Origin of the sequence: Bifidobacterium samirii (assembly GCF_003952945.1) — a bacterium.
GTDB lineage: Bacteria > Actinomycetota > Actinomycetes > Actinomycetales > Bifidobacteriaceae > Bifidobacterium > Bifidobacterium samirii.
The window spans coordinates 20,047-38,283 of the sequence record NZ_QXGK01000023.1 but is presented as its reverse complement, the minus strand read 5'-3'; the positions used below and the strand labels follow the sequence as shown (position 1 = coordinate 38,283).

Annotated in this window: 14 protein-coding genes and 2 pseudogenes; 11 read left to right on the top strand and 5 right to left on the bottom strand. The window is 67.1% G+C overall.

Features of this window, described 5'->3' with window-relative positions:
- Positions 1-182: 182 nt before the first annotated feature.
- From D2E24_RS09340 to D2E24_RS09305, 8 genes and pseudogenes are all read left to right on the top strand, one after another.
- Complete coding sequence (locus tag D2E24_RS09340; RefSeq protein WP_125969062.1) at positions 183-950, top strand: hypothetical protein; 768 nt, start codon at positions 183-185, stop codon at positions 948-950.
- A 288-nt stretch (positions 951-1,238) separates the two neighbouring features.
- The gene (gene tmk / locus D2E24_RS09335) at positions 1,239-1,904 is read left to right on the top strand and encodes a dTMP kinase (RefSeq protein ID WP_125969061.1); all 666 of its coding nucleotides are present in this window, start codon (positions 1,239-1,241) and stop codon (positions 1,902-1,904) included.
- A 2-nt stretch (positions 1,905-1,906) separates the two neighbouring features.
- Entirely contained in the window at positions 1,907-3,082 is a 1,176-nt protein-coding gene (locus D2E24_RS09330) for a DNA polymerase III subunit delta' (RefSeq protein ID WP_125969060.1), read from the top strand.
- Between the two features lie 67 nt (positions 3,083-3,149).
- Entirely contained in the window at positions 3,150-4,106 is a 957-nt protein-coding gene (locus D2E24_RS09325; RefSeq protein ID WP_125969059.1) for a virulence RhuM family protein/type II toxin-antitoxin system death-on-curing family toxin, read from the top strand.
- A gap of 55 nt (positions 4,107-4,161) precedes the next feature.
- A complete protein-coding gene (locus tag D2E24_RS09320; protein WP_125969058.1) occupies positions 4,162-4,716 on the top strand; it encodes a YbhB/YbcL family Raf kinase inhibitor-like protein in 555 nt (184 codons plus the stop codon).
- A gap of 127 nt (positions 4,717-4,843) precedes the next feature.
- Positions 4,844-6,208: pseudogene (locus D2E24_RS09315) on the top strand (C69 family dipeptidase); the annotation flags it as partial.
- A gap of 240 nt (positions 6,209-6,448) precedes the next feature.
- Positions 6,449-6,649: pseudogene (locus tag D2E24_RS10830) on the top strand (C69 family dipeptidase); the annotation flags it as partial.
- A gap of 164 nt (positions 6,650-6,813) precedes the next feature.
- Complete coding sequence (locus D2E24_RS09305) at positions 6,814-8,331, top strand: formate--tetrahydrofolate ligase (RefSeq protein ID WP_125969057.1); 1,518 nt, start codon at positions 6,814-6,816, stop codon at positions 8,329-8,331.
- A 361-nt stretch (positions 8,332-8,692) separates the two neighbouring features.
- Here D2E24_RS09305 and D2E24_RS09300 read toward each other — a convergent pair whose 3' ends face one another.
- On the bottom strand, positions 8,693-9,043 hold the full coding sequence (locus D2E24_RS09300) for a tautomerase family protein (RefSeq protein ID WP_125969056.1): 351 nt from the start codon (positions 9,041-9,043) through the stop codon (positions 8,693-8,695).
- A 251-nt stretch (positions 9,044-9,294) separates the two neighbouring features.
- Here D2E24_RS09300 and D2E24_RS09295 point away from each other — a divergent pair, with 251 nt between their 5' ends.
- On the top strand, positions 9,295-9,831 hold the full coding sequence (locus tag D2E24_RS09295) for a GtrA family protein (protein WP_164521083.1): 537 nt from the start codon (positions 9,295-9,297) through the stop codon (positions 9,829-9,831).
- Positions 9,832-9,944: 113 nt separating this feature from the next.
- Here D2E24_RS09295 and D2E24_RS09290 read toward each other — a convergent pair whose 3' ends face one another.
- On the bottom strand, positions 9,945-11,369 hold the full coding sequence (locus tag D2E24_RS09290; protein WP_125969054.1) for an MFS transporter: 1,425 nt from the start codon (positions 11,367-11,369) through the stop codon (positions 9,945-9,947).
- Between the two features lie 476 nt (positions 11,370-11,845).
- Here D2E24_RS09290 and D2E24_RS09285 point away from each other — a divergent pair, with 476 nt between their 5' ends.
- Together D2E24_RS09285 and D2E24_RS09280 are read left to right on the top strand one after the other, a co-directional pair.
- Positions 11,846-12,505, top strand: a complete 660-nt coding sequence (locus D2E24_RS09285; RefSeq protein WP_125969053.1) for a histidine phosphatase family protein — start codon at positions 11,846-11,848, stop codon at positions 12,503-12,505.
- A 101-nt stretch (positions 12,506-12,606) separates the two neighbouring features.
- The gene (locus D2E24_RS09280; protein WP_125969052.1) at positions 12,607-13,785 is read left to right on the top strand and encodes a hypothetical protein; all 1,179 of its coding nucleotides are present in this window, start codon (positions 12,607-12,609) and stop codon (positions 13,783-13,785) included.
- Positions 13,786-14,284: 499 nt separating this feature from the next.
- On the opposite strand, the gene D2E24_RS09275 is transcribed toward D2E24_RS09280, so the two are convergent.
- The 3 genes from D2E24_RS09275 to D2E24_RS09265 all read right to left on the bottom strand — a co-directional run bounded on the left by D2E24_RS09275 (position 14,285) and on the right by D2E24_RS09265 (position 17,877).
- Positions 14,285-15,607 (bottom strand): DUF805 domain-containing protein, encoded by a 1,323-nt coding sequence (locus D2E24_RS09275; protein ID WP_164521082.1) that lies wholly within the window; start codon positions 15,605-15,607, stop codon positions 14,285-14,287.
- Positions 15,608-15,884: 277 nt separating this feature from the next.
- Positions 15,885-16,733 carry an ABC transporter permease gene (locus D2E24_RS09270; RefSeq protein WP_125969050.1) on the bottom strand — a complete coding sequence of 283 codons (849 nt, stop codon included), beginning with the start codon at positions 16,731-16,733 and terminating at the stop codon, positions 15,885-15,887.
- A gap of 136 nt (positions 16,734-16,869) precedes the next feature.
- Positions 16,870-17,877, bottom strand: a complete 1,008-nt coding sequence (locus tag D2E24_RS09265; RefSeq protein ID WP_125969064.1) for an ABC transporter substrate-binding protein — start codon at positions 17,875-17,877, stop codon at positions 16,870-16,872.
- Between the last annotated feature and the right edge of the window lie 360 nt (positions 17,878-18,237).

Below are 18,237 nucleotides of genomic sequence, written 5' to 3'. Positions count from 1 at the left end.
GGCGGCCTGAGCGCCACGACGAACACGCCGGACGCCGCCGGCAGGGCGGAGCGTGCCCATAACGCCCGGTCCGTGAACCGACACGTCGACCACCTACAGAGTTGACAAAAACATAGGAACACCCCCCCATCTACACTGAAGTAATCCGCAACGGTGCGGACGATATAGACGAAGAAGTCACAATGAGCAAAAGCAAGCATATGGTTTTGGTGGGCGTCATCGTGATAATGCAACGGCTTCGCGCCGTCGTGGCCGCAGCTGCGATTGTGGCTGCGGCCATGCTGCTGGGATCGTGCGGGATGCCGCAGGGGACGGGTGACGGCGGGACGAACGACGGTACGGCATCCGGCGGGGAACGTTGGGCGTCGTCGCTGTCGGAGCTTGCGCAGATGCGGCTGGATCTGTACGGCGAGGAGATGAGCGGCAAGCAGCGTGCCGTGGTGGAGTCCGTGGTCGAATCGGGGGAGATCTCCGCTGCCGATTATGAATCGGCGTTGTCCGATTACCGTCAGTGCATGCTGGACCTCGGCTACAAGGAGATCGTATTCGTTGACGTGGGCAAGGGACTCAAGGTCGAGACCGTGCATCAGTCCGGTACCGCCGAGCAGGAAATGAAGTATGGCGAGGACCGGGTGGCCTGTTCGGCGCTTCATTCGTTGGACGTCGAAACGTTGTACGAAAACCAGGTCGGCAACGTCACGCTGATCAAGGACCAGTACGATGCGGTCGCGGACTGTCTGAAGCGCGATGGATTGGTGGACGGATCGTATACGGGGAAGCAGTTCAAGGCGGAGCTTGACGAATACCATGACACGTATTCGCCGGATGAGAATCCCGGAGCCTGGCCCTACTCGTATGCGCAGGACCGGGAGTCCGATGCCGTCGCATGCAAGGTCGCCAACGGCATAACCGAAACCGACGGCACCTGGCCCCGTGAGCAGTTGTGGTGACATCTCCGATACATGCCCGATACTGTCCGGTAAGCCATCCCTCCCGCTCGGCAAGGCGTCCTGACGGGTCGGTTCGCGTCGTTGTTCGTTCATGAATCCGAGTTGACATACGGGTTGCGACGTGGGGCGGTTGGTTTGCGTCGCAATCCGTATGGATTTTGCTGTTCCTGAACGGATTGCGACGCTGGGATGTCGGTTTGCGTCGTTGTTCGTTAGGACTCGCCGGAGCGGTATACGGGTTGCGACGCTGGGTGGGTGAATTCGGCGGGAGCCGGTAGGGTGGGGGCCATGACCGGACTGTTCGTATCATTCGAAGGCGTCGACGGCGTGGGCAAGACCACGCAGGTCGAACGGCTGCGCGCGTATTTCGAGGCCCGCGGACGCGAAGTCGTCGTCACCCGCGAACCGGGCGGCACCGAACTGGGGCGCGCGATCCGGCAGATGCTGCTGCACGGCGTCGGATCGTCGTCCGCCGACATCGCGCCGCGCGCCGAAGCGCTCCTGTTCGCCGCCGACCGCGCCCAGCACGTCGCCGAGACGATCCGACCCGCACTCGATCGCGGCGCCGTCGTCATCACCGACCGCTACCTCGACTCGTCGCTCGCCTATCAGGCCGGCGGCCGCGAACTGACCGCCGACGACATCCGCGGGCTGAGCATGTGGGCCACCGGAGGCCTGCTGCCGGCGCGCACCTACCTGCTCGACATGGATCCGGCGCTCTCGCACACGCGACTGCAGCACAGCGCCGACCGCATGGAATCCGCCGGCGATGATTTCCAGCGGCGCACCCGTCAGGCGTTCCTCGACCTTGCCGCCGACGATCCCGCCCGATTCCGCGTCATTGACGCCGCCCAGCCGATCGACGCCGTCTGGTCCGCCATCGCCGACGACATCGCCGCGCTGGAAGCGGCGGCGTCCGTCGCGGCCGCCGTCGACCCGCGGACGGAGGCGTGACGATGAGCGTATGGGATGCGATCGTCGGCCAGCAGGCCGCCGTCGAACAACTGAAGACCATCGCATGCGGCGATCCGAAAGCCATCGCGCAATCATGGCTCATCTGCGGGCCAGCCGGATCGGGACGCGGCGCGGTGGCGCGCGCGTTCGCGGCCGCGCTCAACAGTCCCGACCACGGTCTGGGTGACCAGCCGACCGGCGTCACCCGGCAGATCCTCGCCGACGCGCACCCCGACGTGAAGACGCTCGCCACCGACAAGGTGACGATCGGCATCGACGACGTGCGCGAGCTGATCGGCCTGAGCGAGCAGATGCCGAGCACCGCGCCGTGGCGCGTCATCATCATCGAGGACGTGGACCGCATGCTGGAACGCACCACGAACGTGCTGCTCAAGGAGATCGAGGAGCCCAGCGAGCACACGATCTGGCTGCTGTGCGCGCCCAGCGCGCAGGACGTGCTGCCGACGATCCGATCGCGCACGCGCATCGTCAACCTCGCCGTGCCGTCCACGGACGCGATCGCCGAGCATCTCATGCGCGACGTGCTGCCGGGGGTGAAGGAGACGGAACGGTTCGACCGGGCGGTCGCGGAGCGGGCCGCACGGCTGAGCGAAGGCAACATCGAAGCGGCCGTCCTGTATGCGAAGGACGAGCGCATGCGCACCGACCGCGACGAACTCGTGGCGGGCGTGCTGCGGCTGTCGCGCGCATCCGACGCGATCGTGCTCGCCGGCGAGCTCAACGACAGTGCCAAGGCGCAGGCCGAAGCCGAGGCCGGAAGACTCGTCGCGCATGACGAGGCCGAATTCCGCCGCATCAACGGCCTGGGCGCGGACGACCGCATCCCCACGAACCTGCGCGGCGCCTACAACCAGATCGGCAAGAAGGACGAGGTCAAGCGGCGCACGACCCGACTGATCCGCGACGTCATCGGCCGTGGACTCGATGCGGTAGCCAGCGTCTACCGCGACGTGGCCGTGCTGCAGAACGATGCGGAGCCGTCGGTCGGCCTGATCAACGTCGAGCATCGAGCCGCGATCGGAGAACTCGCCGCGCGCCTCGACCGCGCGGCCGCGGTGCGTCGACTCGACGACATCGCCGTCGCCCGCCGCCGTCTCGCCGGCAACGGCAACCAGCTGCTCGTCCTCGAATCCCTCTTCTGCGCGCTCCTGCCCTGACCGCGGCCGGCGCCGGCCGTTGCCCCGGTATGCTGATGGTTCCAATGTCGATTGAATTTGGGGGACGATGATGACTGTCGAGGATATTGCGCTGTACCGGTCGGATGATGGGACCGTCCAGCTGGAGGTCAGCGTGAACGGGGACACCGTGTGGCTGACGCAGGCGCAGATGGCGGAGCTGTTCGGCACCGGGTCTCCGGCCATAACCAAGCATGTGAAGAACATTCTCGCCGATGGCGAGCTGGACGATTCAACCTGTTCCAAAATGGAACAGGTTCGGCATGAGGGTTCCAGAACGGTCAAGCGCATGGTGAACGTGTACAACCTGGATATGGTCATTTCAGTGGGATACCGGGTCAACTCGAAACGTGCCACCAGTTTCCGTCGCTGGGCGACGGGCGTGCTGCGCCGATACCTGATGGACGGCTACGCGGTCGACGAACGGCGGCTGGAACAGCTGGGAAAGGTCGTCGGCATCCTCGCCCGCAGTGGCGACCGGCTGGCGTCCGGCATCGCGGACGTCGTGTCGCGATACCTGCCGGGATTGGACATGCTCCGCGACTACGACGCGCACGAGCTGGCTCCCGACCCCCGGACCAGGCCGGTGTGGGAGATCACGCTTGACGACGTCCGGCATATCGTGGGGCAGCTGCGGGCGGCATACCCCGACGACGCGCTGCTCGGACAGGAGCGGGGCGACGCGATCGAACGCATCATCGGCGCGGTCTACCAGAGCTTCGCCGGTCAGGATTTGTATCCGACGGTGGAAGAGAAGGCGGCGCACCTGCTGTACTTCACGGTGAAGGACCATCCGTTCGCCGACGGCAACAAACGCATGGCCGCCGCGCTGTTCGTGAGCTTCCTCGAACGGAACATGGATTCGTTCGTCGAGGATCGGCGTCCGCGGATCGGCAACAACGATCTCGCTGCGATCACGCTGCTGATCGCGGTCAGCGACCCGGGGGAGAAGGATCTCATGATCGATCTGGTGGAACGCATGCTAACCGTGGAAGGCCGCCGATAGCGCGTCACGGCATGCGGGCGCGGCGTGGTCACACGGCTGAGGGATACTGGGGGACATGCGCATTTCAGCTGATTTCACGGTGGTACCCGACGACTTCGCCAAAGCCGCCGCGCCGGAGTACCGCACGGGCGGCGTGCCCGTCATCTCCTTCCCCTTCTACGTCGACGCGATCGACCCGGAAGTCCGCTATCTGCACTGGGCGCTGACCGACCCCGATTCGATCCCCGTGTGCGGGTTCGAATGGATCCACTGGACGGTCGCCAACCTGCCGATCGACGCGCTCATGTACGACTTCAACGACTCGCACGCGCTGTCGATCCCGCCGGACTTCTCCCGGCAGATGCCCGCGATGATCCCGGAGGCGGTGCAGGGCCGCAACTCCTCCGCCAGCCATTTCGTGGGACGCGAGAACGATCCGGCCGTCATCATGCGGTACAACGGACCTCAGCCGCCGGACAAGGACCACGAATACCACCTGTGCGTGTGGGGCACGCGACGTCCGCTCGGCGGCCTCAACCAGGGATTCTGGCTCAACGAGCTGTTCCACGCCCTGCGCGACTGCGGCGAATCGCCCGATCAGGGTGGCATCTTCGTTACCGGACGCGCGTAGGCGCGTCGGCGCGCGGGCGGCCGCCGAACGCGTTCGCGCGGCCGCCCGCGTCATCGGCTCGGCCGCATCACCCGCACCATCCGACATCCATCCAGCAACCACCCCACGGAAAGGAAACACAGCACCCATGGCCTGCACCACGATCCTGGTCGGCAAGGACGCCAGCTACGACGGCTCCACGATCATCGCGCGCAACGAGGATTCGCCCAACGGCGAGTTCACCCCGAAGCGCTTCGTCGTCGTCACCCCCGACGAGCAGCCGCGCCGCTACCGCAGCGTCCTGAGCCACGTCGAAATCGACCTGCCGGACGATCCGATGCGGTACACCGCCGTGCCGAACGCGGACCTCAAGGAAGGCATCTGGGGCGAGGCCGGCGTCAACGAGGCGAACGTGGCGATGAGCGCCACCGAGACGCTCACCACCAACGAGCGCGTGCTCGGCGCCGACCCGTTCGTCGAGCTGGTCCCCGCGCGCGGTCGGGAAGGCGAGGACGGCTACGTGCCGGAGGTGCCGGGCGGCATCGGCGAGGAGGACTTCCTGACGCTCGTGCTGCCGTACGTGAAGACCGCGCGCGAGGGCGTGCGGCGCCTCGGTGCGCTGCTGGAGCAGTACGGCACGTATGAGATGAACGGCACCGCGTTCTCCGACGCGGACGAGATCTGGTGGATGGAGACCGTGGGCGGCCATCATTGGATCGCCAAGCGCGTGCCGGACGAGGCGTACGTGACCATGCCGAACCAGCTGGGCATCGACGAGTTCGACTTCGACGACGCGCTGGGCGAGCAGGAGGGCCACATGTGCTCCGCCGACATGGCCGAGTTCATCGCCGACAACCATCTCGACCTGTCCGTCGAGACGACCAGCCCGTTCAACCCGCGCGACGCGTTCGGCTCCCACTCCGACTCCGACCACGTGTACAACACGCCGCGCGCCTGGTGGATGCAGCGCTTCCTCAACCCGTACGACGAGACGTGGGACGGCCCCGACGCCGACCATCGCCCGGAGAGCAACGACATTCCGTGGGCGCGCCAGCCGGAGCGCAAGATCACGATCGAGGACATCAAGTACGTGCTGTCCGGCCACTATCAGGGCACCCCGTACGACCCGTACGGCAAGCTCGGCGACGAGCGCACGCGCGGCATGTACCGTGCGATCGGCATCAACCGTCAGAGCCAGCTGGCCGTGCTGCAGATCCGCCCGTACCGTCCGCAGGCCGGCCGCGCGATCCAGTGGATGGCGTACGGCTCCAACCCGTTCAACACGCTCGTCCCGTTCTACCCGAACGTGAACGCGACCCCGGAGTATCTGGAGGCCACCACCACGCGCGTGACCACCGAGAACTTCTACTGGGCCAACCGCGTCATCGCCGCGCTGTGCGACGCCGCGTTCGCCGACACCGCGAACGCCGTCGAACGCTACCAGCAGAAGACCGGCGCGCTGGGCCATCGTCTCATCGCCGACACCGACGCCCTCGTCAACGCGATCGACGGCGTGTGGCCGGCCGACGACGCCGACGCGACCGTCGACGCCGCTGACGCCGACGAGATCGTCGACGACGCGGCCGCGGCCGGCGTCACCGATCCGTCCGCCGGGTACGACGACGCCGCTGACGCCGACTACGACGAGGACGGCGAGTACGCCGACGACCTCGCCGACGAGTCCGACTACGACGACGAGGACGACGTGATCACCGACGAGTTCGCCGCGGTCCGCACCGGCGTCGACGACGCCGACGACGAGCGCGACGTGCAGCCGATGACCCCCGACGAGATCGTCGCCGCGACCCGCAACGAGGCCGTGCGCGAGGCGCTGACCGCCGCCAACCAGCGGATGGCCGACCTGCTTCGCGAGGAGACCGACAAGCTGCTCGACTCGGTGCTGTACACCACCAGCATGACGATGAAGAACGGCTTCCACATGTCCGACTTCTGATCCGCATGCCGGCGTCCGGACGCGACGGACGCCGGCATGTGCGTTTCCCGGGCCGACTGTTGGGGCGTTCGGCCCGGGATTCCAAAAATCTCTGGGATTTCCCGGGATTTCCCGAGTTTTCCAAGATTTTCCCGACCTCACCGACCAACCAGGAAAGGAATCCAATGACCACCATCGAAGACTTCACCAGCCAGTACGGCCTGGTGCGCAAGATCGACGCGTTCGGCTTCATGGACCATCTCAAGGCCAACCCGGATGCGCCGCGCAAGCACGGCAAGATCGTGCTGGTCACCGCCGACACCCCGCTCAAGGCGTCGCGCGGCGAAGGCAAGACCACCACCACGATCGCGCTCATCGACGCGCTGCGCGCCCGCGGCATCGACGCGACCGCCGTGCTGCGCCAGCCGAGCATGGGCATCACCGCCGCCGGATCGAAGGGCGGCGCGTCGGGCGGCGGCAAGGCGTCGCTGACCCACCCCGAGCTGATCGACTGGGGCCTGTGCGGCGAGATGGCCGCCATCGCCGCCGCGCAGAACCTGCTCGTCTCCTTCGCCGAGAAGGCCGTCGACGAGGGCCGCCTCGACACGATCCTCGTGCCGCGCGTCTCCGAAGTGCCGTCGCGCTCGCTGCGCTCCATCACCGTCGACGCCGGCAAGAACGACGTCGCCGAGAAGGTCGTCCTCACGCCGACCAGCGAGATGATGCAGATCGTCGTGCTGTCGCGTTCGATGGACGAGCTGGGCCGCCGCGTCGCCGCGATGATCGCCGGCACCAAGGACGGCCATCCGGTCGCGTTCGGCGAATTCGTCGACCTGTGGCGCATCACCAACATGCTCGCCGACGCGGTCAAGCCGGCGCTCACCGAGACCGTCAACGGCTCGCCCGTGTACGTGCACGGCGGCCCGTTCGCGAATGTGTCCATCGGCATCCCGACGCTCGTGTCGGTGGAGATGGCGTGCGCGCTGCACGACGTCGTCATCGTCGAGGCCGGCTACGGCACCGACGCGGGCGCGCAGAAGTGGCTCGACATCGCCTGCCGCGAGTACGGCGCGCAGTGGCCGAGCGCCGCCGTGGTCGTCACCCGCGCCTCGACGTGGCGCGACGATCCGGAGCTCGCGTGGCGCTACCCGTTCCACGTCGACCGTCTCGAGAAGCTCGACATCCCCGCGTTCCCGCTGATCAACCTGTGGGAGGGCGAGGACGACCAGATCCCGGCGCTGCGCGAGACAGCCGCGTCGCTGGGCTTCCGCGAGCCGATCATGGGCAACCTGTTCCGTGACGGCGGCGACGGTCTGGCCGACCAGATCGACGCATTCGTGGACGTGCTCACGTCGGCTCCGATGCCGGCTGCGCGCGACAGCCACAAGGGCATGGCGCTGATCGAGAACATCAAGTGGGTCGCCGAGCACGCGTACGGCGTGCCGGCCGACCGCGTCGTGCTCAAGGACGGCTTCCTCGCGTCGGTGGGCGCGGCGAACACGCTGTGCGCCGAGGCGGGCCTGTCGCTCGACGACCTGGCGCTCGTCGCCGTCAAGTCCCCGGCCACGATGACCGACAACGACCGTGCGCCGGAATCCGAGCGCACCGTGACGCTCAAGAAGGTCGAGGTGCACGCCGGCGCCGGACTGGTCCACGTCAACCTGACCACGTCGCTGACCACCCCGATGCCGAAGATCGTCTGATTCTTCGGTTTCCGGGTTTCCGGGGTTCCGGGTTTCCGGGTCTGATCCGGGTCCGATGCAATCTGACTCCGGTCTGACTCCGAATCCCGGCCGGGCATCATACGAAAGGCCCCTCCGAAGCGGTTCATCCCGCATCGGAGGGGCCTTTCGCGTCGCAGCCTGTTTGCCGGACGGTCATCATATGCGGATTGCGACGCAAACCGGGCCGGGAGCGTCGTAATCCGCATACAGATCTGTCGGGCTGTACGAATTGCGACGCAAGGGGAGCCGCCGGCGTCGCAATCCGTTCATCAGGCGGCCGCGGCGTACGGATGGCGACGCGAACAGGGGAGACGGGTCAGGCGACGGGCCGGAACCCGGACTAGAAGTTGCCGCCGTTCCAGCCCCAGTCGGCGGTGGCGGTGTAGCGGATGTACGTGCGGTCGGCGGGGACGCCGAGGGTGCCTTCTAGCGCGGCCATGATGTCGCGGGTCATCTGCTCCCAGACATCGCGGCCCACGGCGCCGCGGCCGAGGATGTTGACCTCCACGTACGCGGCCGGCTGCGAGTCGTCGCCGCCGAAGTAGATCGGCATCTCGTCCTCGAACGGGCACATCAGCCAGCTTTCGGTCTTGCCGGGGACGGCGGTGACGGCCTTGCCGTACGCGGTCTTGAGCGCCTCGCGCTGCTCCTTGGTGGTCTTGACGGAGACGTGGGTGTGGATGACGGGCATGATGGCGTCCTTTCTGACGAATCGGATACGTGCGCCCAGTCTATGTCAGGACGGTCGGCGCAGGGCGGGGGAGTCCGTGATGTTTCTCGGAGGGCGGCGCGGTCGGGGGTCTCTGATGCAATGTTTCATTTTGAAATATTGACGTGGTGTCGGATGGCCGGCGGCCGGACGGCGTGGTTCCGCAGACGGCCGCCGACCGGTCAGCCGGGTGGTGTTAGATACCGAATGTGAAGAAACTCATTGCGCAGCTTATGAAATTCGGCATCGTGGGTGTCGTCGCGTTCGTCATCGACTGGGGCATCCTGAATCTGCTCGTCGGCGTGTTCCACATGCACAATGTGATCGCCGCGACCGTCTCGTTCATCATCTCCCTGATCTTCAACTATGTGGCGAGCATGAAGTTCGTGTTCAAGCATCGCACCGACATGGCCCGCTGGATGGAGATCGTGATCTTCGTCGCCGGCGCCGTGGTCGGCCTGCTCATGAACGACGCGATCATCTGGATCTCCACCTACGGCATGAACCATGACGCGTTCGTCTCGCAGCACGCCGAATACCTGCTGCGCACGAACGTCGGCAAGCTGATCGCCACCGCCGTGGTGATGGTGTGGAACTTCCTCATCCGCAAGTGGCTGCTCGACGACACGCACACCAATGCGATGAACCGGCTCAAGTCCGCCGAGAACCGTCTGACTCCCGAGGAGCTGGAAGCCAAGTGGGAGCACAGCTTCTCGCATCGTCTCGGCGTCTGGTCGCTGGAGCACACGCCCAAGGGCTGGCCCAAGTAGTCGGCGAATCGGATCCTCGGCAGCCCCCCTGCATGCGGAAGGCCCGCGTCGGACAATGACGTCCGCCGCGGGCCTTCGTCTACCGGCAGGACCTGCCGTCCGATACACGCCGCTCACACGTTGATCGCGGTCAGTTCCGGCTTCTCCGTGCTCGACTTGATCTGCCGGAATCCGACGAACGCGATCGCCAGCGACGCGAGCGCCAGCACCGTCACGACCATGAATCCGCCGTGCGATCCCATGCGGTCGATGAACTGTCCGGCGATCGCGGATCCGGCGGACGAGCCGATCGAGTTCATCGCGCCCATCCATGCGACGCCTTCGGTGAAGCGCGACGGCGGCACGAGATGCAGCATCAGCTGGTTGCCGTTGATCCAGGTGGGCGCCTGGCAGACGCCGATGATCAGGTAGATGAGCATGATCTTCCACAGGTGGTCGGCGAACAGGAACGAGCCGAGACCCACGCTCACGACCGTCAGGCAGAAGTAGAAGCGCTTCCACAGCGGGATCGTCCAGTTCTTCGCCCCGTACACGAGCGCGCCCACGAGCGAGCTGAACGAGAAGCAGGCGAACACGAATCCGGTGTACTGCTTCATATCCTGTTCGGTGGCGAACGCGATGATCGAGATGCCGGTGGCCGACTGGAACGCGCCCAGCGAGAACCAGGTGACGCATACGGCGAGCATGCCGGCGCTCCAGATCGACTCCTTGCGTCCGGCGCGCACGTCGGCGATGGCCCGGTCGACGGCGGCCTGCACCTCGTCAGGCGTCGCGTCGTCGCGTTCGGCCTGGGCGCGGGCGTGGTCGGCGGCCGCCTCGGCCTGCAATACGAGCTTGCGGGCGGCCTCGCGCTCGCGGTACTCGCGTCGCGTCATCCCGGCTTCGCGCGCGAGCCGCGTCTGCGACGGCGGTTCGGTCGACAGTTCGGTCAGGAACATGAGCGCGCCGATCACGACGCACACGCCGGTGAACGAGAACGCGACGATGCCGGACAATACGGCGAGTGTGGACGCGAGCGGATTGCCGACGACCCACATGCATTCGTCGAACACGCTCGACAGTGAGAACGCGCGGTTGGTGCGCTCGCGGTCGCCGCGCAGCAGGTGCGTCCAGCGGGAGCGGCTCATCGCACCCCACGGCGGGATCGACGCCATGAACGGCACGATGCAGAACAGCACCCAGGCGGGCACGCGCGCGGTGATGCACGTGACCATCGCGGTCGCGGCGACCATCCACACGGCGATCGTGGGGATCGACACCTGCCGCTGGCCGAACTTGTCGACGAGACGGCCCAGTATCGGCGCGAGGATGGCGAGCGAGATCGCCTGCACCGCGGTGAGCGCTCCCGCGAGCGAATAGTTGCCGTAGTAGTGCTGTACCGAGATCGTGATCGTCATGCCGACCATCGGGTAGGGCATGCATGCGATGACCGCGCCTACCGCGAATCGTGCGGTGTGCGGGATGCGCAGCAGTTCCGCGTACCCGCCGAACAGTTTACGGTTGATGTCCCGGATGGTGCCGGTGAGTTGGTTCGCCATGTGCGCCGCTCCTTTCTGCTCCGTGCGGACGTGGGGCCGCGCCGACGCTTGGCGTCGCGTCGGACGGTCGTGGAGATGGGATTGTGTCGGGTTGTGATGATCGTCTGCGATGGATCGGATGCGGGCATGACGGGGTCGCGTCCGCGCGCGGCGACTGCCGTCGTGCGTCGTCATCGTCATCGTCATGATGACGGCGACGCACGATGCCGCGGTGCCGTGCGGAACGCGGGAATCATCGGAAGTGTCTTTCGTCCGTATTCGACGGACCGGTTGAACCCTGCCGGACGCCCCTCTGCCGTGCCTTGGGTTTCAGCCGTGCGAATGCATGCGTTGCTCTTCACTTTTCTCAGACACGCATATTCTAACGACGGTCCCGGCGCGACACGCGGGCGTGCGACGCGGGATAATCGTCGGAGCGACATACCACGGTCCCGACCCGGGCCGCCCCGGCCCATGACCGTCGAAAGGAGACGACGATGCCCCGGACCACCATCCACTTCGTACGCCACGGCAAGGTCCACAACCCCGACCATCTGCTCTACGAGCGCCTGCCCGACTTCCACCTGTCCGACCGCGGCCTGCGCATGGCCCAGGCCACCGGCGCCTACCTCGCGTCCAACCCGGCCACCAATACCATCGCCGCCGTATACTCGTCGCCGCTCGACCGCACGCGCGAAACCGCCGGTGCGATCATCGACGCGCTCAACCGGGTGCGCGCCGACCGCGGCGAACAGCCGCTCCAGCTCGTCACCGACGAACGCATCATCGAAGCGTCCAACGAATTCCGCGGCAAGCGCATCGGCCACGGCGAAGGCGCGCTGTGGCGCAACGGCAACTGGCGGCTCATCATGAACCTGTGGAAACCCAGCTGGGGCGAAACATACCGGTCCATCGCCGCGCGCGTCGGCGCCTTCGCCCAGGAGAAGGCGCGGCAGCACGCCGGCCAGCAGATCGTCGTCGTCAGCCACGAATCGCCCATCTGGTCGTACCGCCACCAGCTTGAAACCGGACACCCCGAACACTGGATGTTCCTGCGACACACCGCGCTCGCCTCCGTCACGTCCATCACCTACGACAGCGACACCGGCGACGTGACCGACATCACGTACGCCGACCCCGCCGCCGACGTGCAGTGACGCCGTATCATGGCGGAAGGAACGACGGGCGGCCGGTCGGCCGGATGACGGTCGGCGGCTGACCGTCGATGCGACGGACGGCAATCAGGCAAAGGAGCGACATGACCCAGACAACGGACGAACGATGCAACCCGGATGAGGGCGCGGCGGCGATCGCGGCGCTCGCCGGCGATACGGCCGTGCGCGACGCGGCGCACGCCGGCGCGCGGCTCATCGCCCTATGGCCGCTCACCGACGCCAAACAGCTCGACAACGACGCCAAATACGCGGAGAACCTGCAGGTGCGCACCACCCGCATGATCGCGCGCGTCACCACCGGCCTCGACGTCACCATGCCCGACGCCGAATTCGTGTACGAAGGCGCCGACGAGATCCCCGGCCGCCCGCAGGAGGTCGTCGACGCGCTCCTCGCCGCCAACGACGCCTACGACACGATGGCCGACTACGGCGACGCGCTCGCCGGCGGGGACATGGACGGCGGCGCGGCCGATGCGGGTGCCGACGGCGCGGATGATGTCGCGGCCGATGGCACTGACGGTGCTGCGCATGACGTGACGGCCGACGGCACCGACGCGATCGTCGCCGCCGGATACGACGCGCTGTGTGACGCCGCCGACGCGATGGCCGCCGGCTGGACCGACGCCGTCGCCGACGCGGTCCACGCCGCGCTCGCCGCCGCCGTACCCGCGGCGTTCGCCGTCGCCGCCGACGGAGTTGCCGGTGATGCCGATGACGCTTCCGACGATGCTTCCGATGACTCGGACGGTGCGGAAACCGAGGATTCCGAGGAAACCGCGGAAACCGCGACACCCGCCGCGCTGGCCCGCCGCTTCGCCGCCGCGCTGGACGTATGCGACGCGCTGCTGACCGCCGTCGAACGCGCGGCCGGCGACGATGCGGAAGCCATCGCCGCGGCCGGACTGCCGGTGCTGCTGTTCGTCAACGAACTGCGCGAGACGCTCGGCGTGCCGCGCATCTGCCTTAATGAGGACGACTACCGCGCGCTGCTCGCCGCCCGCGCCGCCGCGCAGGCCGACGCCGGCGACGCCGACGGATCCGACGCCGCCCCCGCTGCCGCCGCCACGCTCGCCGCGACCGCGCGCGTCATCGCGCCGCTGGCCGCCGCCGAGTGGGCGCGCCACTACGAGGACGTCATGTGGGACCCGGAGGAGGCGAAGAAGCGCGCCAAGGAGGAGGACGAGCGCAAGAACAAGGAGGCACTCGCCGCCAAGTTCGCGCACGTCAAGGACGACCCCACCAAGCCCGCCGTCGAACTGTAGGCAAGTCGGACCGTAGGCAACGCAACGGCTCTTCGCATTGTGACGGGTAAGGGCCGTGCGGCTTCATTCGCCGTGGGCGGGAACGAACTCGATGAGTGAGGCCCCCGCAGCGGGCTTGTGCCGTCGGAGGCGGTACCTTCCAAGGCGAGGTTATGAAGCGATTCGCCATGTGAGGGGAAGAATCGGGGCCTTGCGCTCTTCTTTCTCCCATCTGAGGGGACGGTTTCCCCGGAGACCTCCTGCGTCGTTACGCTCTTTTGGCAAGAAACCCTTGGAATCCGGCCTTCGGTTCGGGGGAATCTTTCCCCTCAGAAAGCGGAATGAAGCGTGCAAGGCCCCGATTCTTCCCCTCGGATCGGAAAATCATGCGGATTTGACCGGCCGATGAAGTCGTACCGCCATTCTCATCAATCTGCGAAGGGGTAATACAACGGGGAGCTGCGCCCGACGTTCCGGGCTTCCAGCGTCGAGTGCGGCTCCCCGTTGTGCGTGACGGGAATCAGCCGTTGTATCCGGTCTGGCTGTTGCCCGCATCGGGCGTCTGAGCCGTCGGCTGGGAGTTGTTCTGGCCGGTCGTCGGATAGCCGGTGCCGTACGTCGGGGCGCTGGTCGGATAACCGGTCTGCTGATAGCCGCCATCCGGGTACGCGCCGCCCTGCGGGGAGTTCTGCGGATAACCACCGGCATATCCGCCCGCATACCCCTGATACGGCTGCTGATCCTTGTCGAAGCGTACGCCGGCCGGATCGGACCGCTGCGCCATGAGCACAATGTAGGCGATGCCGAAGCCGAGCGACACCAGCCCGCAGATCGCCATCAGGACGAGACTGCCGCCCAGCATCGAGGTCGCGCCGTCGCCGTATCCCATCGCGCCGATCGCCCCGACCAGCGCCACGCCGCCGAAGATCATGATGAAGAAGAGCGCAAGCACCATCACCACGTAGTACACGGCGAGGAACGTGCCGCGGCGGTTCGTGTCGTGCAGTCGGCGCACGCCGAGCGCGATGGTCGGCACGATCGTGGCGATGCTCCAGATGGTGGTCAGCAGCGACGAGTCGCCCTCGATCATGCCGAGCAGGAAATTGATGACGACCGCGCACAGCATCCACCACCAGAATTCACTGCGGGACGCGCGCCCGGAGAACGTCGCGTACTTCTTCCAGAACCGCAGGAACGCCTCCGGCAGCGGGCACCCGTAGTACGGCTTGTCGAGCGGCGGCGCGGCCATGCCGTAGGCGGCGGTTCCGTACGGGTTGCCGTCGTACGGATTGCCGTACTGGCCGTACGCGGGCGCGCCGTACTGTCCATACGGGTTGTACTGTCCGCCGGCCGCGTTGGGATCGTAACCGCCAGCTCCCTGCGGCGGCATCTGCGGATACGGGTTCTGCTGCTCATACGGCTGTCCGTACGGTTGGCCATACGACGGCTGAGTCTGATCTGCGGCAGGCTGCCTGTACGGCTGCTGGACCTGACCAGCAGCGTACTGTCCGTAGGCCGGCTGCCCATCCGATGGCCCGTTCGCGCCGGCGTCCTGCCGGCCCGCGAACGGATTGCCATACGACGGATCGGCTTGCGCCGGCGCATACTGCCCGTACTCGGGTTGTGCGCCGGCGGCGGCGGGGCCGCTCGCCGTCGCATCGCCGGGTGCGGTGTACTGCCCGTACTCGGGTTGCGGAATCGGGTTGAACGGGTTGGCCGGGGTCGCTGGATTGGTCTGATCGGCTGAAGTTGCCTGATTGGCTGGAGTGGTCTGATTATTCGGATTGGTCGGATCGCCGCCATCGTCGGCGGATTGCGGGGCAAACGGATTCGGATCGGTCATCGATCCTCCCTTCATGGCGTGTCGTCGTCGAATCGTCGGTTGACGAATCGGGCCGTTCTGCCCATTCTCTCACGACATCGCCGGCCGCGCCCGAATCCGCCTATCCGTTGTCGAACACCGGTCAGGAATCGGTGGACGACCGCGCGTCGTCCACCCCCCGAAATCGTCTGTCGCCGATCGTCGTATCGCGGATGCCGACGCTGCCGGAATCCGCGATGAATCCGATGCGGTCGTCAGATGATGTCCACGTCGCCGGCGCTCTTTGCCAGCCGACCGCTCACTCGCCTTCCGAACCGACGGCGATCGTATCGTCGTCGCCGAGCAGCAGCCGTTCGGCGAGCGAGATCAGCGCGAGCAGAATCGCGGTTTCGGCGATCACGACGACGGTCGCGGAGAAGATCAGCGGCGTGCGGAACGAATTGAACGCGGCCTGCAGCCAGATGCCCAGGCCGTTCATCGCGCCCAGGTATTCGGCCGTCGCGGCCGTGCCGAAGATGTACGCGGCGGCGATGCGCACGCCGCCGAACACCTGCCGCGCCGCAACGCGCATCTTCACATGCCACAGCGTCCACGCGCGCGTCGCGCCGCACGTGAGCGCCACGTCCTCGTAGAAGCGGGGGACGGCGGCCAGACCGCGCGCGGTCTGCACGGCGATCGGGAACACGCCGAACACGGCCACGATCACGATCTTGCCGAGCGGCTCGAACCCGAACCAGATCATGAACAGCGGCGCGATCGTGATGAGCGGCACCGTCTGCGCGGCGGCCAGCAGCGGGTAGAACGCGCGGTTGAGCGTGCGCGACAGGTACAGTCCCATGCCGATCAGCACGCCGGCGACGATCGCGATCGCGAAGCCGGCGAGCGCCTCGTACGTGGTGACCGCGGTCGCTGCCATCAGGTCCGGCCAGGTCGCCGCCATCGACGCGACGACCTGCGACGGTGCGGCCAGCACGCGTTCCGACACATGCCCGAACCGCACCGCCGCCTCCCAGATGGCCAGCAGGATGATGACGGCCGTCGCCGGCGGCACGATGCGCGCCGCGATGCGGTTGAGCGTGCGTGATGCGCGGTTCTGGATGGTGCTGTCCGATGTGGGGCGGGCAGCGCGCCGACGGATTGCGGTCATGTTGTCCTTTCGATGGTGGGCGTTGCGGCCGAGGCGACTGGCCCGATGCGCGGATGCGCGTGACTTCGCTCCGAGGATTATTCGGTTTCTTGGACTGGAGTCACGCAACGGGTTGGGGGAATGCAGGTGAGACCCGTCAACCGAGGTAGTCGTTGGTGGCGAGGTCGGTGGCCTGCGGGGCCTTGGCGGGGTTCTTGCCGTCGGCGTCCTGATAGGTGCCGGCCTGGTACTGGAAGTCGAGGTACGGCTGGGCGTCGTCGAAGTCGAGGATGCCGGTCACCTGCTGGTCGGAGCCGTCGGCGGAACCGGCATCGGCGGAACCGGCATCGGCGGAACCGGCATCGGTGGAACCGGCATCGTCCGCGGCATCCGCATCGTCATCGACCCAATACCGTCCGCGGATGATCTCCTGCATCGACGCGCGCACGAGCTTCGCATCGAGCTGCGCGGTCGACGCGGCGTCGACGAGCAGGTCGGCGGCCTTGTCGGGGTTGGCGAGCGCGTAATCGTAGCCCTTGCGCGTGGCGGCGAGGAACTTGCGCAGCGCGGCGGCGTGGCCGGCGTCGTCGAGCCAGGAGCGCTGGACCGCGAAGCCGAGCTGGTCGGGGTTGCCGGGCACGCCCCAGTCGGATGCGACGAAGCAGTTGAGCGCCGGGCCGTTCAGTTCGCTTTCGACGCCCTCCCATGTCGCGTAGAAACCGCCGAAGTCGCCCTTGCCGCTGGTGAGCGTCTCGAACGTGTTGGTGCCGGCGGTGGCGGTCTTGAACTCGCCGGTGCCGCCCGCATCCTTGATCATCTGCGTGACGACGGCGCTCTGTTCGGCGGATCCGAAGCTGACGAACGTCTTGCCGTCGAGGTCCTTGGGGGTGGTGATGTCGGTGCGGGAGGCGAGCGCGCACCAACGGGCCGTCTGCTTCTGCGTCAGGTCGAACACCATGGTCAGGTCGGCGCCCTGCGCGTCGAACGCGGCGACGTTGCTGAGCGTGGTGAAGCCGACGTCGGCGACGCCGTTCTCGACGCTGGTCTCGGCGCCGGCCTGCGCGGTCGGCAGGATCGTCACGTCGACGCCGGCGTCCTTGTAGTAGCCGAGCTGCTGCGCGACGTACAGGCCGATGTGGTTGGTGTTGGGCGTCCAGTCGAGCATGAACGAGATGGACGCGGCGTCGTTGCCGTCGACGCTCGCCGTGCCCGTGGTGCCGTTCGCGGTTCCGCCGCCGCAGCCGCCGAGCGCGGCGGCGATCGCGACCGCGCCGATCGCCGCGCCCGCCGTGCGTGCGGGATGGCGGACGGTCGTGCCGCCGGTCGTGCGGATGCCGTCGGCCGCGTGGATGCCGCCGATTGCGCGGCGGATTGCGGCCGTATGACGGACGGCGCCCGTGCCGCGGCCGACGGCAGCGGTCGTGCGGTCGGTCGTATGGCCGGCCGTGCCGTCGATGGTTTGGATGCCGTCGATGATGGTGCGGACGACGGTTCGGATGGGATTGTTCACCGGATCACCTTGCCT